General features: G+C 62.2%; 10 protein-coding genes and 1 pseudogene. 9 read left to right on the forward strand and 2 right to left on the reverse strand.

Features of this window, described 5'->3' with window-relative positions; all coding sequences use genetic code 11:
• Positions 1–99: 99 nt before the first annotated feature.
• Positions 100–1,203, reverse strand: coding sequence for a GlxA family transcriptional regulator (locus DTP52_RS21055; protein ID WP_039590608.1), 1,104 nt, complete (start codon positions 1,201–1,203; stop codon positions 100–102).
• A 573-nt stretch (positions 1,204–1,776) separates the two neighbouring features.
• Positions 1,777–3,153 carry an L-serine ammonia-lyase gene (locus DTP52_RS21060; protein WP_109755057.1) on the reverse strand — a complete coding sequence of 459 codons (1,377 nt, stop codon included), beginning with the start codon at positions 3,151–3,153 and terminating at the stop codon, positions 1,777–1,779.
• 425 nt (positions 3,154–3,578) lie between these two features.
• Here DTP52_RS21060 and DTP52_RS21065 point away from each other — a divergent pair, with 425 nt between their 5' ends.
• The 9 genes and pseudogenes from DTP52_RS21065 to mdtD form a co-directional block, all read left to right on the forward strand.
• Positions 3,579–4,526, forward strand: coding sequence for a choline ABC transporter substrate-binding protein (locus DTP52_RS21065; RefSeq protein ID WP_109755058.1), 948 nt, complete (start codon positions 3,579–3,581; stop codon positions 4,524–4,526).
• A 71-nt stretch (positions 4,527–4,597) separates the two neighbouring features.
• Complete coding sequence (gene choW / locus DTP52_RS21070) at positions 4,598–5,443, forward strand: choline ABC transporter permease subunit (protein WP_003206355.1); 846 nt, start codon at positions 4,598–4,600, stop codon at positions 5,441–5,443.
• Positions 5,440–6,618, forward strand: coding sequence for a choline ABC transporter ATP-binding protein (gene choV, locus DTP52_RS21075; protein ID WP_109755059.1), 1,179 nt, complete (start codon positions 5,440–5,442; stop codon positions 6,616–6,618). The genes choW and choV overlap by 4 nt, the downstream gene beginning before the upstream one ends.
• A 339-nt stretch (positions 6,619–6,957) precedes the next feature.
• Complete coding sequence (gene betI, locus DTP52_RS21080; protein WP_109755060.1) at positions 6,958–7,578, forward strand: transcriptional regulator BetI; 621 nt, start codon at positions 6,958–6,960, stop codon at positions 7,576–7,578.
• An 80-nt stretch (positions 7,579–7,658) separates the two neighbouring features.
• A complete protein-coding gene (betB, locus tag DTP52_RS21085; RefSeq protein ID WP_109755061.1) occupies positions 7,659–9,131 on the forward strand; it encodes a betaine-aldehyde dehydrogenase in 1,473 nt (490 codons plus the stop codon).
• 217 nt (positions 9,132–9,348) lie between these two features.
• A complete protein-coding gene (gene betA, locus DTP52_RS21090; protein WP_109755062.1) occupies positions 9,349–11,052 on the forward strand; it encodes a choline dehydrogenase in 1,704 nt (567 codons plus the stop codon).
• A 233-nt stretch (positions 11,053–11,285) separates the two neighbouring features.
• On the forward strand, positions 11,286–12,728 hold the full coding sequence (locus DTP52_RS21095; RefSeq protein WP_109755063.1) for a TldD/PmbA family protein: 1,443 nt from the start codon (positions 11,286–11,288) through the stop codon (positions 12,726–12,728).
• Positions 12,729–12,742: 14 nt separating this feature from the next.
• A complete protein-coding gene (locus tag DTP52_RS21100) occupies positions 12,743–14,080 on the forward strand; it encodes a TldD/PmbA family protein (protein ID WP_109755121.1) in 1,338 nt (445 codons plus the stop codon).
• A 100-nt stretch (positions 14,081–14,180) separates the two neighbouring features.
• Positions 14,181–15,617: pseudogene (mdtD, locus tag DTP52_RS21105) on the forward strand (multidrug transporter subunit MdtD); the annotation flags it as partial.
• Between the last annotated feature and the right edge of the window lie 307 nt (positions 15,618–15,924).

Below are 15,924 nucleotides of genomic sequence, written 5' to 3' on the forward strand. Positions count from 1 at the left end.
CAAGCTTTGCTCCTACGGATCTCCGGGGAGCACGCTGTCTACTTCACCCAGAAGACTTCCCGTGGGAGCAAAGCTTGCTCGCGATGAAGGCGCCTCGGTCTAGAGCCTCACACTGGCAAACGTCGACTCATTGCGCGCCTGGCTCAACGCCGACAGCGGGCCTGACAGCGGCGACAGCACCAGCGCCTGTGGCAGCGGCATCATCGCCACCTGTTGCGTGGTGTTGGAGCCTACGCGTTCGTCACGCGGTGGAATGCCGAAGTATTCGCGGTAGCACTTGGAGAAGTGCGGGGTGGAGACAAAGCCGCACACCGAGGCCACCTCGATGATCGACATCGGCGTCTGCTTGAGCAGTTGCCGCGCGCGAATCAGCCGCAACTTGAGGTAATAGCGCGACGGCGAGCAATGCAGGTACTTCTGGAACAGCCGCTCCAACTGACGGCGGGACACGGCGACGTACACCGCCAGTTCGTCCAGGTCGATCGGCTCTTCGAGGTTGGCTTCCATCAGCGCGACGATTTCCTGCAACTTCGGCTGGTTGGTGCCGAGCATGTGCTTGAGCGGCACACGCTGGTGATCCTGCTCGTTGCGGATGCGCTCGTAGACAAACATTTCCGAGATCGCTGCCGACAGTTCGCGACCGTGATCGCGGCTGATCAGGTGCAGCATCATGTCCAGCGGCGCGGTGCCGCCAGAGCTGGTGAAACGGTTACGGTCGAGGGTGAACAGACGGGTGCTCATCGAGACCCGAGGGAAGGCTTCCTGCATCGCCGCCAGGCATTCCCAGTGCACGCTGCAATCGAACCCGTCCAGCAGGCCGGCGCAGGCCAGGGCCCAGCTGCCGGTGCAGACCGCACCGAGGCGACGGGATTGACGGGCCTGGCTCTGCAGCCACGACACGTGTTCACGGGTGACAGTGCGCTGGATGCCGATGCCGCCACAGACGATGACAGTGTCCAGGGACGGCGCCTTGTGCATGGAGGCGTCGGGGGTGATCTGCAAACCGTCGCTGGCCCAGACCTGGCCGCCATCGACGGTGAGGGTGGTCCAGCGATACAGCTCGCGACCGGACAATTGGTTAGCCATGCGTAGCGGTTCTACCGCGGACGCCAGGGAAATCAGCGTGAAATTGTCCAGCAGCAAAAAGCCGATGGATTGAGGCGCACGGTTCTGGGGTTGAGCCCCGGAGTTGGACGTCGTCATCGCGGTATCTCCTCACACAAAGCGGGTAATGGCCTCAGGCGGAGGCTCTTGTTATTGCCATCATTCTCTTGCCGAGACGGGGCTTTATCGGGATAGAGCAATTGCCATGCCTAAAATTGAATGCGTGTTCAATAAATCCTGAAAACGACATCGCGGCCTGTCTATATAAGGCGTGTGTCGAGTGCGGGTTATAAGCGCCATCAGTGGCGGCAGGCACCTGTCACAGCGGGCTGTGAGCAGATCGGTAGCACTTGTGGGAACTGGGCTGCGCCGCTTGCGCGACGAGTATCACCACAGGTACGGACGACGGACGGTCGAGGGGCGTATGGAGGCAAACCCGACAACCGGTGTCTTGTCTGTTTGCGACGCGCTAAAAGGTGGCGCGTTTGCGGATGGGTGTTCATTTTACGAGCGATTTTCGATCTCGTGAATAAAGGGAATCTGTGTGGGAGCAAAGCTTGCTCGCGAGGACAGTATGTCTGTGGACATCCATGTTGAGTCCACTGCCGCCATCGCGGGCAAGCCTTGCTTCCACAGGGTCCCTCTTGTCACAAAGGGTTGTGCGAACGCAGCTCAGCACTCCACCGCACTGACCGCCAAGCCGCCGCGCGAGGTCTCTTTATATTTGTCATGCATGTCGGCACCGGTATCGCGCATGGTGCGGATCACCCGGTCCAGGGAAATGAAATGCTGGCCATCCCCGCGCAGAGCCATTTGCGCGGCGTTGATGGCTTTCACCGCGGCAATCGCGTTGCGCTCGATGCAGGGCACCTGCACCAGGCCACCCACCGGGTCGCAAGTCAGGCCCAGGTTGTGCTCCAGGCCGATTTCCGCCGCGTTGCACAGCTGTTCCGGCGAGGCCCCGAGGATCTCCGCCAGGCCTGCCGCCGCCATGGCGCAAGCCGATCCCACCTCGCCCTGGCAACCGACTTCGGCACCGGAGATCGACGCGTTCTTCTTGCACAGGATCCCGACGGCCGCCGCACCGAGGAAATAATCCACGACGTTGGCATCGGTGACCGCTTCGCTGAATTTCATGAAGTAATGCAGCACCGCCGGAATGATCCCCGCCGCACCGTTGGTCGGCGCCGTGACCATGCGCCCACCGGCGGCGTTCTCCTCGTTGACCGCCAGGGCGAACAGGTTGACCCATTCCATGGCACTGAGGGTCGAGCCAATGACATTGGGTTTGTTCAGCTCTTGCAGGCTGCGGTGCAACTTGGCCGCACGCCGGCGCACATTCAAACCGCCGGGCAGGATGCCTTCATGCTTGAGGCCCTGTTCGACGCAATCCTGCATGGCCCGCCACAGTTTCATCAGGCCGCTACGAATCTCATCCTCGGAACGCCAGACCTTTTCGTTGGCCAGCATCAACTCGGCCACCCGCAAGTTGTGGGTACGGCACAACTCAAGCAATTCTTCGGCGCTGGAGAAATCGTAAGGCAGCTCAGTGCTGTCCAGATCCACTACGCCGCTGGAGGCCTGGGCCTGATCGACGACAAAGCCACCGCCAACCGAGTAATAAGTGTCACGGTGAAGTTCGCCGTCGGCGCCCTCGGCCACCAGGGTCATGGCATTGGGATGGAATGGCAGGTTCTCGTCGATCAGGCGCATGTCCCGGGACCAGATGAACGGCACCGGCAGGCGACCGTCGAGCAGCAAGGTATGGGTTTCGCGCAGCCGCTCGATACGCGGGCCGATCTGCGACGGGTCGATTGCGTCCGGCCACTCGCCCATCAAGCCCATGATCACGGCGTTGTCGCTGCCGTGACCGATACCGGTGGCCGACAGCGAACCGAACAACTGCACCTCGACCCGACGCACGTCATTGAGCAGGGCCTTTGCCTTCAGTGTTTCAACGAACAGCGCCGCCGCACGCATGGGGCCCACGGTGTGGGAGCTGGACGGGCCGATACCGATTTTGAACAAGTCGAAAACGCTGATTGCCATTGCCGATAACCTCCAGAACAGGCACATCCGGGCGCAGGAGCGTCCGGTGACGGAGCTGCTACGCTCAACGCCGGGATGGCCGCATCATCCGGTTTTTACCTGGGGGCCCGACGTCTGACACCGACGCAATCATGCCTGGCAGCGCCGCCCCTTCCCGACCCCGGTTTTGCGCCGTTTTTCTGCGTGTCAGAGGTCCTCCAGGGGCGGAAAAAATCTGTAAACGACGTCACCAACACTGGATGCGACCATCCCTGTACTGGATACGACCCACCCTGTAGGCGTCAGATTTGCACTGGTACATGATCGGTTACGGCTCGTTTGCAAGGCCGCGTGTCAGAGAGTGCCCACGCGCCACCAACCGCAACATCCAATTAAGCGCGGTTGTCCTGACAGGACACTGCCGATAAAACACCAGGAGTCCACCCATGAAAGGTTCCACGTCGTTGTTGTTGGCCGCCATGCTGAGTCTTCCGATGCTGGCCAACGCTGCTGAACCCGAACAGTGCAAAACCGTCAACTTCTCCGATGTCGGCTGGACCGACATCACCGTGACCACCGCCACCACCAGCGTGGTGCTCGACGCTCTGGGCTACAAGACCAAGACCACCATGATTTCCGTGCCGGTGACCTACAAGTCCCTGGCCGACGGCAAGAACATGGACGTATTCCTCGGCAACTGGATGCCGACCATGGAAAACGACATCAAGGCCTACCGCGAAGCCGGCACCGTGGACACCGTGCGCACCAACCTCAAGGGCGCCAAGTACACCCTCGCCGTGCCCCAGGCCTTGTATGACAAGGGCCTGCACGACTTCGCCGACATCCCCAAATTCAAGAAAGAACTGGACGGCAAGATCTACGGGATCGAACCCGGCAACGACGGCAACCGCCTGATCCAGAGCATGATCGAAAAGAACGCCTTCGGCCTGAAAGACGCCGGCTTCAAAGTCGTCGAATCGAGTGAAGCGGGCATGCTCTCGCAGGTTGACCGCGCCGCCAAGCGTGGCACCGATGTGGTGTTCCTCGGCTGGGCGCCACACCCGATGAACACCCGCTTCAAGATCCAGTACCTGACCGGCGGCGACGACTTCTTCGGCCCCGACTTCGGTGCCGCGACCGTGGCAACCAACACCCGCAAGGGCTACAGCCAGGAATGCAGCAACGTTGGCCAGCTGTTGAAAAACCTGGAGTTCACCGTCGACATGGAAAGCACGCTGATGGGCAACGTGCTCGATGACAAGATGAAGCCTGAGGCCGCCGCCAAGGCCTGGCTGAAGAAAAACCCACAGGTACTCGATACCTGGTTGGCTGGCGTGACCACCATTGACGGTAAACCTGGCCTGGAAGCCGTGAAAGCCAAACTTGCGCAGTAACTGCTTATGTTATGCCGGGCGGGTTCGCTCGCCCGGGCTGTTTATTCCCTTGCATGCGGACGTTCACTACCATGCTCATTGATCAGAAAATACCTTTAGGCCAGTACATCGCCGGCTTCGTTGAATGGTTGACGCAACACGGCGCCAGCACATTCGACGCAATCGCGCTGTTCCTGGAAACGATGATTCACGGCGTGACGTTTGCGCTGACCTGGTTCAACCCGTTGGCCCTGATCGGCCTCATCGCGCTACTGGCGCATTTCATCCAGCGCAAATGGGGCCTGACCGTATTCGTCATCGCGTCTTTCCTGCTGATCCTCAACCTGGGTTACTGGCAAGAGACCATGGAAACCCTCGCCCAGGTGCTGTTCGCGACCCTGGTTTGCGTACTGATCGGCGTGCCGCTGGGCATTGTTGCCGCGCACAAGCCGATGTTCTACACCCTGATGCGCCCGGTACTCGATCTGATGCAGACCGTACCGACCTTCGTTTACCTCATTCCTACCCTGACCCTTTTCGGTCTGGGTGTGGTCCCGGGCCTGATCTCCACGGTGGTGTTCGCGATTGCCGCGCCCATCCGCCTGACCTACCTGGGCATCCGCGACGTTCCGGACGAACTGATGGACGCCGGCAAAGCCTTCGGCTGCTCCCGTCGCCAACTGCTGTCGCGTATCGAACTGCCCCATGCGATGCCGAGCATCGCGGCCGGTATCACCCAGTGCATCATGCTGTCGTTGTCGATGGTGGTGATCGCCGCGCTGGTGGGTGCCGATGGCCTGGGCAAACCCGTGGTCAACGCACTGAACACCGCTGATATCGCCCTGGGCTTCGAAGCCGGCCTGGCGATCGTATTGCTGGCGATCATGCTCGACCGAATCTGCAAGCAACCCGACGCCAAAGTAGGGGGTGACGCATGAGCATAATTCGTTTTGAAGACGTTGACGTGATCTTCGCCAGGGATCCGCGCGAGGCCCTCAAGCTGCTCGACCAGGGCATGACCCGCAACGAAATCCTGAAGAAAACCGGACAAATCGTCGGCGTGGAAAAAGCCAGCCTGGACATCGAGAAAGGCGAAATCTGCGTGTTGATGGGCCTGTCCGGCTCCGGCAAATCCAGCCTGCTGCGCTGCATCAACGGCTTGAACACCGTCAGCCGCGGCAAGCTGTTCGTCGAGCACGAAGGCCGGCAGATCGACATCGCGTCCTGCACCCCCGCCGAACTGAAGATGATGCGCACCAAGCGCATCGCCATGGTGTTCCAGAAGTTCGCCCTGATGCCTTGGCTGACAGTGCGCGAGAACATCAGCTTCGGCCTGGAAATGCAGGGCCGCCCGGAAAAGGAACGGCGCAAGCTGGTGGATGAAAAGCTTGAGCTGGTGGGCCTGACCCAGTGGCGCAACAAGAAGCCCGACGAGTTGTCCGGCGGCATGCAGCAACGGGTCGGCCTGGCCCGCGCCCTGGCGATGGACGCCGACATCCTGCTGATGGACGAACCCTTCTCCGCGCTCGACCCGCTGATCCGTCAGGGCCTGCAGGACGAACTGCTGGAGCTGCAACGCAAGCTGAGCAAGACCATCGTGTTCGTCAGCCATGACCTGGACGAAGCCCTGAAGCTGGGCAGCCGCATCGCGATCATGAAAGACGGCCGGATCATCCAGTACAGCAAGCCGGAAGAAATCGTACTGAACCCGGCGGACGACTACGTGCGCACTTTCGTCGCCCACACCAACCCGCTCAACGTCCTCTGCGGTCGCAGCCTCATGCGCACCCTGGACAACTGCAAGCGCATCAACGGTTCGGTGTGCCTGGACCCGGGCGGCGACTCCTGGCTCGACCTGGCCGAGGGCAACACCATCAAGGGCGCCCGGCAGAACGGCGCGGCGCTGGACCTGCAAAACTGGGTACCCGGCCAAGCCGTCGAGGAACTGGGCCGCCGTCCGACCCTGGTGGACTCCAACATCGGCATGCGCGACGCCTTGCAGATCCGCTACCAGACCGGCAACAAACTAGTGCTCCACGATAATCAGAAAGTCGTCGGGATCCTGGGCGACAGCGAGCTGTACCACGCACTGCTCGGCAAGAACCTGGGCTGAGCCCACAGACAAAAACGCCGCGAGATGTTCGCGGCGTTTTTGTTTGTGTGGTGCTAACGGCTAACAACTCTGGGGCTGCTTCGCAGCCCAACGGGGCGGTGCGACGTTTCGCTAAATCCCCTCACCACAACAGTATTCCAGCTATCAAGCGCATTAAGCCTACATGCCAACCGACGAGTGTTATAAAGACATCCCCAAAAGTCCTCGCCCCGGTAAACAGCGACGACTTGTCATAGAATTTATTTTTTGTTGATTGAACGTTCAATCAAAACAAAATAGACTGGCTTTCATTCCGGCAAACGACATTCGTGCGCCGGATGGCCTAAGGAGATGTGCTAGATGCCCAAGGTCGGTATGCAACCCATCCGCCGTCAACAATTGATCGAAGCCACGCTGCAAGCGGTCGATCAGGTCGGCATGGGGGACGCCAGCATTGCGCTGATCGCCCGTTTGGCCGGTGTTTCCAACGGGATCATCAGTCACTACTTTCAGGACAAGAATGGCCTGATCGCGGCCACGGCCCAGTACCTGATGACTGTCCTGAGCGAGAACGTCACCGCGCGCCGCCAGGCGCTCGAGGACTCGAGCCCACGGGCTCACCTGAAGGTGATCATCGAAGGCAACTTCGACGCCAGCCAGGTCAACGGCCCGGCAATGAAAACCTGGTTGGCCTTCTGGGCCACCAGCATGCATCACCCGTCATTGCACAGGTTGCAGCGGATCAACGACCACCGCCTGTACTCCAACCTGTGTTGCCAGTTCCGCCGCGTGTTGTCCCTCGATGAGGCCCGCAGCGCGGCACGGGGCCTGGCCGCGCTGATTGACGGTTTGTGGCTGCGCGGAGCGCTGTCGGGAGACGCGTTCGATACCGCCCAGGCGCACCGGATCGCTTACGAATACATGGATTTCCAACTGGCCAAGGCAGGGGTATCAGAGCACACAGAACCGCTCGGCTCCTGAACCGTCGCCGAACCGCGTAGTCAGCTATAGACGACACGCTCGGTGGCCAGCCAACCACTTTATGCACTTGCGAGGACTTTATGGCCCGTTTCGAACTGCAAAAACTCTACATCGATGGCGCGTACAGCGATGCCAGCGGCGATGCCACTTTCGAAGCCATCAACCCTGCCAACGGTGAAGTTCTTGCCCAGGTGCAGCGCGCCACGTTCGAGGACGTCGAGCGCGCCGTGGTCAGCGCCGAGAAGGGTCAGAAGGTCTGGGCCGCCATGACCGCCATGCAGCGTTCGCGCATCCTGCGTCGCGCGGTGGAAATCCTGCGCGAGCGCAACGATGAGCTGGCCGCCCTGGAAACCCTCGACACCGGCAAGGCTTATTCCGAAACCCGCTATGTCGACATCGTCACCGGCGCCGACGTGCTGGAATACTACGCCGGCCTGGTGCCTGCCATCGAAGGCGAGCAGGTGCCGCTGCGCACCACGTCGTTCGTCTACACCCGTCGCGAGCCCCTGGGCGTGGTGGCCGGTATCGGCGCGTGGAACTACCCGATCCAGATCGCCCTGTGGAAATCCGCCCCGGCCCTGGCAGCCGGTAACGCGATGATCTTCAAGCCGAGCGAAGTCACCTCGCTGACCACCCTGAAACTGGCCGAGATCTACACCGAAGCCGGCGTTCCAGCGGGTGTGTTCAACGTACTGACCGGCAGCGGCCGCGAAGTCGGCACCTGGCTGACCGAACACCCGCGCATCGAGAAAATCTCCTTTACCGGCGGCACCGACACCGGCAAGAAAGTCATGGCCAGCGCCTCGAGTTCTTCGCTCAAGGACGTGACCATGGAACTGGGCGGCAAGTCACCGCTGATCATCTTCGACGATGCCGACCTGGATCGCGCCGCCGACACCGCGATGATGGCCAACTTCTACAGCTCCGGCCAGGTCTGCACCAACGGTACCCGCGTGTTCGTGCCGAGCCACCTCAAGGCCGCCTTCGAGGCCAAGATCGCCGAGCGCGTGGCGCGCATCCGCATCGGTAATCCAGAGGACGAAAACACCAACTTCGGCCCGCTGGTGAGCTTCGCCCACATGGAAAGCGTGTTGGGCTACATCGAGAAAGGCAAGGCCGAGGGCGCGCGCCTGCTGTGCGGCGGCGGGCGCTTGACCGACGGCGAATTGGCCAAGGGCGCGTTCGTCGCTCCCACCGTGTTCACCGACTGCACCGACGAGATGACCATCGTGCGTGAAGAAATCTTCGGCCCGGTGATGAGCATCCTCACCTATGAAACCGAAGAAGAAGTGATCCGCCGCGCCAACGACACCGACTTCGGCCTGGCCGCCGGCGTCGTCACCCGCGACCTGAACCGCGCCCACCGCGTGATCCACCAGCTCGAGGCCGGTATCTGCTGGATCAACGCCTGGGGTGAATCGGCGGCTGAAATGCCGGTTGGCGGCTACAAGCAATCGGGCGTGGGCCGGGAGAACGGCATCAGCTCGCTGAACAACTTCACACGCATCAAATCGGTACAGGTCGACCTGGGCGATTACACGTCGGTGTTCTGATCCGACATGAGGCCTTGAGTGAACGCCGTTGTGGCGAGGGGATTTAGCGAAACGTCGCACCGCCCCGTGGGGCTGCGTAGCAGCCCCTCTCAAGCCCCCCTCATTCTTCAGACAAACCCAGTCGCTGATTTACGACTGTTGCGCAGCCGAACGGGGATAAATCCCCTCGCCACAGGCAACCGCGACCTGAACCCAATTCAAAAAGAGGGTGCATTTCATGTCCCAAGAATTCGATTACATCATCATCGGTGCCGGCTCGGCCGGTAACACCCTGGCCACTCGCCTGACCGAGGATGAAGGCGTCACCGTCCTGTTGCTTGAAGCCGGCGGCCCGGACTATCGCCTGGACTTCCGCACGCAAATGCCCGCCGCCCTGGCCTTCCCGCTGCAAGGCCGGCGCTACAACTGGGCCTACGAGACCGACCCGGAGCCGCACATGAACGGCCGTCGTATGGAATGCGGGCGCGGCAAGGGCCTGGGCGGTTCGTCGTTGATCAACGGCATGTGCTACATCCGCGGCAACGCCCTGGACTATGACAACTGGGCCAAGCTGCCGGGCCTGGAGGACTGGACCTACCTGGATTGCTTGCCGTATTTCCGCAAAGCCGAAACCCGTGACATCGGCCCGAATGACTATCACGGCGGTGATGGCCCGGTCAGCGTGACCACGCCCAAGGCCGGCAACAACCCGCTGTTCCACGCCATGGTCGAAGCCGGCGTGCAGGCCGGTTACCCGCGTACCGAAGACCTCAACGGCTACCAGCAGGAAGGTTTCGGCCCTATGGACCGTACCGTCACGCCCAACGGCCGTCGCGCCAGTACCGCGCGCGGTTACCTGGATATCGCCAAGAAGCGCTCGACCCTGACCATCGTCACCCACGCCCTGACCGACAAGATCCTGTTCGAAGGCAAGCGCGCGGTCGGCGTACGTTACCTGGTGGGCGCGGCCGAAGAGCGCGTCGAAGCCCGGGCACGCAAGGAAGTGCTGCTGTGCTCCGGCGCCATCGCCTCGCCGCAGATCCTGCAACGCTCCGGCGTCGGTCCGGCCAAATTGCTGGAAAGCCTCGACATCCCGGTGGTCCACGACCTGCCAGGCGTCGGTGAAAACCTGCAGGATCACCTGGAACTGTACCTGCAATACGCCTGTACCCAACCGGTCTCGCTGTACCCGTCGCTGCTCTGGTACAACCAGCCGGCCATCGGTGCCGAATGGCTGTTCAACGGCACCGGCATTGGCGCCAGCAACCAGTTCGAGGCTGGCGGTTTCATCCGCACTCGTCCGGAATTCGATTGGCCGAACATCCAGTATCACTTCCTGCCGGTGGCGATTAACTACAACGGCAGCAACGGTGTGAAGGAGCACGGTTTCCAGGCACACATGGGCTCCATGCGTTCGCCGAGCCGTGGGCGGATCCAGGCCAAGTCCAAGGACCCACGCCAGCACCCGAGCATCCTGTTCAACTACATGGCCACCGAACAGGACTGGCAGGAGTTTCGCGACGGCATCCGCCTGACCCGCGAGATCATGCAGCAGCCGGCGCTCGATCCGTTCCGGGGTCGCGAGATCAGCCCGGGCATCGAGGTGCAGACGGACGCGCAACTGGACCAGTTCATCCGTGAACACGCCGAAACCGCGTTCCACCCGTCCTGCTCGTGCAAGATGGGCACCGATGACATGGCGGTGGTGGACGGCGAAGGCCGCGTGCATGGCATGCAAGGGTTGCGCGTGGTCGATGCCTCGATCATGCCGATCATCACCACCGGCAACCTGAACGCGCCGACGATCATGATCGCCGAGAAAATCGCCGACAAGATCCGTGGCCGCAAACCCCTGCCACGCAGCACTGCGCCGTACTACGTGGCTGGTGATGCGCCGGTGCGTGGTAAGCCGATGCGTGAAGTGGGGCCTATGGCGCAGTAAGACATCACACCGCCATCGCGAGCAGGCTCGCTCCCACAGGAGGATTGGTGGTGGCCGCAGATTTTGTGGTCACCAAAGATCCACTGTGGGAGCGAGCCTGCTCGCGATGGCACCCGACCTGGCATCGTAAATCCCCATCTTCCTTGATCCCTCCCCCACCCCAGGCCTACTCTAGAGCCACCGCGTCAATACGCCACACGCCGCTGCACCGCCACTCCAGACAAGGAGGTTCCATGTTCGACTTCCACCCCCGGCTCAAGCAGCGTTTTGCTGCCTTGCGCACGGGCGCTGAATTCTTTTCCCTGCGTTACGTGCGCGAGTCCGGCCAGCACTTGTCGGTGCGCAAGAATGTCGCCGAACCGCCCAGCCTAAGCCGTGATGAAGGTGCGATGCTCACCGCACGGGTCAACGGGGTCGAGGCGTATGCCGCTACCAACGACCTGTCCCAGGCCGGCCTGCAAGCGGCGCTGGAACAGGCCGAACGACACGCTCGCGGGCTCAAGCCCCACGCCCTGCTCGACCTGCGCGAGCAAGCGGTGTCCAGCGACCGCGCTGATTACTTCTCGCCGAATTTCGACCAGACCTTTCCTGCCCTGAGCGACTGCTACCAATTGCTCGGCGACGAATCGGCCGCAGTCCCCCAGGACGAACGCCTGGTGAACTGGCAGGCCAGCATCGGCCTGACCCAGGTCGAACAGATCTATCTCAACAGTGCCGGCGCTGAACTGCGCCAGGCCCAACGCTTCATCTACCCGGCCCTGGAAGTCACCGCCTTCGACGGCCACGACAGCCAGACCCGCACCCTGGGGCGGGAAAATTTCGGCCAGCAAGGCGGCTTCGATGTGATCAGCCGCTGCGGCCTGATCGGTGCCGGGCTGAAAATCGCCGATCAGGCCTTGCAACTGCTGATGGCGCCGAACACGCCGCAAGGCCCCCGTGACCTGCTGCTGATGCCCGACCAGATGATGCTGCAGATCCACGAGTCCATCGGTCATCCGCTGGAACTGGACCGCATCCTGGGAGACGAGCGCAATTACGCTGGCACCAGTTTCATCAAGGCCAGCGACTTCGGGCATCTGCAATATGGCTCCAGCCTGCTGAACGTCACCTTCGACCCGGATATCCCCGAGGAATTGGCCAGCTACAGCCATGACGACGAGGGCACTGCCGCCAGCAAACAGTTCCTGATCCGTGATGGCCTGCTGCTGCGGCCATTGGGCGGTGCGCTGTCGCAATTCCGCGCGGGCCTTGCCGGTGTCGCCAACAGCCGCGCCTGCGGCTGGAATCGTCCGCCCATCGACCGCATGGCGAACCTGAACATCGAACCTGGCGACCAGCCCCTGGAGCAACTGATCCAGGGCACCGAGCACGGCGTGCTGATGCGTACCAACCGCTCCTGGTCCATCGATGATGCCCGCAACAAGTTCCAGTTCGGCTGCGAGTGGGGCCAGTTGATCGAGAACGGCGAGCTCAAGGGCGTGGTGAAGAACCCCAACTACCGCGGCATTTCCGCGCAGTTCTGGAAGAGCCTGCGCGCCGTGGGCGATGCCAGCACCTTCCAGGTCCTCGGCACGCCGAACTGTGGCAAGGGCGAACCGAACCAGGTCATCCGCGTCGGCCATGCCTCGCCGGCCTGTGTGTTCAGCAACGTTGATGTGTTTGGGGGAGATGCCTGATGAGCTCCGAAAATATGAGCACCGTCAAGAATCAGGCCGAGGCATTCAAGGTTTTGGTCGACTGGCTGCGCGCTGCGCTGCATGAGCCTGAACAGTTCACCCTCGGCTACGCCGCCGAGTCCTCGGCCTTCGTGCGCTTCAACCACGGCAAGGTGCGCCAGGCCGGGCAGGTGCAACAGGCCAATGTCAGTTTCAAACTGATCGACGACGGCCGCCACGCCGACCTGCAGATCACCTTGTCCGGCAACACCGAGACCGATCTGCAACGCCTGGCCGAAGGCCTGCAACAGCTGCGCGAAACCTTGCCGTTGCTGCCCCGCGATCCGTATCTGCTGCTCAACCCCAACCACTGGCAGAGCCATAACGTGCAGGACCATCCGTTGCCGGATACCGAGCAGGCCGTGGCTGAAATCACTCGCGCCGCCGCAGGCCTGGACCTGGTGGGTTTCTACGCCGCCGGGCCCATCAGCCGAGGCTTCGCCAGTTCCTCGGGCGCGTTCGGCTGGCATCAGGCCAACAGCTTCAACTTCGATTTCAGCCTGTTCCATGAAAACGGCCAGGCAGTGAAAGCCAGCTACGCCGGGCATGCCTGGAGCAGCGAAGGATTTGCCCGGCGCTTCGAGCAGGCCCGCGAGCAATTGGCGTTTCTCGGCCGCCCGCTGCGCACGCTGGCGCCCGGCGAATACCGCGCCTACCTGGCACCGGCCGCCCTGGAAGAAATCATGGGCATGCTCAGTTGGGGAGGATTCTCGGCCCGGGCGATTGCCAGCAAGCAGAGCCCGTTGCAGAAGTTCTACGCCAACGAAGCCAGCCTGAGCCCCGACGTATGGCTGAGCGAGCAGGTCAGCGGCTCCTTGAGCCCGGCGTTTTCCGACGAAGGTTATCCCCGCGATGACCTGGCGCTGATCGCCAGGGGCACGGCCAACGCACGGCTGGTCAACTCCCGCAGCGCCGCCGAATACGGCCTCGCCGCCAATGGCGCCAGCAGCTACGAGTACCCCACCGCGCTGGACATGCAGGGCGGGCAACTGGCGCAAAAAGACATCCTCGAACAACTTGGCACCGGGCTGTACATCAGCAACCTCTGGTACCTGAACTACTCGGACCAACCGGCCGCCCGCCTGACCGGCATGACTCGCTTCGCCACGTTCTGGGTCGAGAACGGCCAGATCGTGGCGCCGGTCAGTACCATGCGCTTCGACGACAGCGTCTACAGCCTGCTCGGCTCACAACTCGAAGGCCTGACCCGGGAGCGGGAACTGCTGCTCTCGGCCAGCACCTACAGCCAGCGGGCCACGGCTTCGATGCTGTTGCCGGGGGCGCTGGTCAAGCGGTTGACCCTGACCCTGTAAAAAGCATCGCGGGCAAGCCTTGCTCCCACAGGATGTGCGCCATGCATGTGGGAGCAAGGCCTGCCCGCGATGAAGCCACCATCAACACCGGACACAAACAAGAGGTCCCATGCCCAACCGCGCACCGCTCGACGCCGTCACCGCCCGCTGGCTTCCTTGGGTCGTGGCAATCGCCTTCTTCATGCAGTCCCTGGACGGGACCATCCTCAACACCGCCCTGCCCGCCATGGCCAGTGACCTGGCGGAAAACCCGTTGCGCATGCAGGGCGTGATCATTGCCTACATGCTCACCGTGGCGCTGCTGATCCCTGCGTCGGGCTGGGTCGCCGACCGCTTCGGCACCAAGAAGATTTTCTTCGGGGCGATCCTGTTGTTCAGCTTCGGCTCGCTGCTGTGCGCCCTGTCCAATTCGTTGAGCATGCTGATCGGTGCGCGAGTCATCCAGGGCCTGGGCGGTGCATTGATGCTGCCGGTGGGCAGGCTGGTGGTGCTGCGGGCGTACCCGCGCTCGGAGTTGGTGCGAATCATGGGCTTCATCACCATTCCCGGCCTGCTCGGCCCGCTGATCGGGCCGACCATGGGCGGCTGGATGGTGGAATACCTGACCTGGCACTGGATCTTCATCATCAACCTGCCGGTGGGTGTGATCGGCTGTTATGCGGTATGGAAGTTCATCCCCGACCTGCGCGGCAGCGAGCGAACGCGGTTCGATGGGTTGGGGTTCCTGCTGTTCGGCGCGGCGATGGTGCTGATCACCATTGCCATGGAGGGCCTCGGCGAACTGCACCTGCCGCACCTGCGGGTGATGTTGCTGCTGTTCGGCGGCATGGCCTGCCTGGCGGCCTACTGGCTGAGGGCCGGGCACGTCGAGAACGCGCTGTTCCCACCGTCGCTGTTCAAGACCCGGACCTTCGCCGTGGGCATTCTCGGCAACCTGTTCGCCCGCCTGGGCAGCGGCGCCCTGCCGTTTCTGGTGCCCTTGCTGCTGCAAGTGGCCCTGGGTTATTCACCGTCCCAGGCCGGCATGAGCATGCTGCCCCTGGCGGCGGCGGCAATGGTCGCCAAGTCCGTGGCCCGGCCGCTGATCGAACGCCTGGGCTATCGCATCGTCCTGACCGGCAACACCCTGGCCCTGGGCCTGATGCTGGCGAGCATGGGCCTGGTCAGCGAACAGACGCCGTATTGGCTGCTGCTGGCGCAACTGGCGGTGCTGGGGGCAATCAACTCGTTGCAATTCACCGCGATGAACACCGTGACCCTGATCGACCTGGACGACGCCAGTGCCAGCAGCGGCAACAGCCTGTTGTCGGTGGTGGCGCAACTGTCCCTGAGCCTGGGCGTGGCCTGCGCCGGCGCCTTGCTCGGCGGCTTCACCGCCCAGGTTGGCAACGACGGGGTGGAGACGGTGCTGGGGGCGTTCCAGCTGACGTTCGTGACGGTGGGGATCATGGCGATGCTGGCGGCGACGATTTTTTCCCAGTTGTCGAAACAGGATGGGCGGCGGGTCAAGCGGCCGGATGAGCATATCGAGCATTAAGCCGAGCTCGGCGAGCTTTTGTGGCGAGGGGATTTATCCCCGCTGGGTTGCGAAGCAGCCCCAGAGCTGTCACCTCGGTAAGACAGGCAGAACGTATTCACTCTTTTGGGGGCTGCTGCGCAGCCCAGCGGGGATAAATCCCCTCGCCACAGATTGAACACCCGCCACAGTTGTGATCGGCCAGAGGCCCCACAGCTCGTCCAGAACTTTCGAAGAAAGTGGCACGAGGCTGCTACACTGCGCGACATTTTGTTTTGCAGGCCAGTCCCGTGACCACCATTGCCACCGCTTTTAATACTTTGCCGCT

It is taken from the genome of Pseudomonas sp. 43mfcvi1.1, from assembly GCF_900115935.1.
In the GTDB taxonomy this organism is placed as follows: Bacteria; Pseudomonadota; Gammaproteobacteria; order Pseudomonadales; family Pseudomonadaceae; genus Aquipseudomonas; species Aquipseudomonas bijieensis.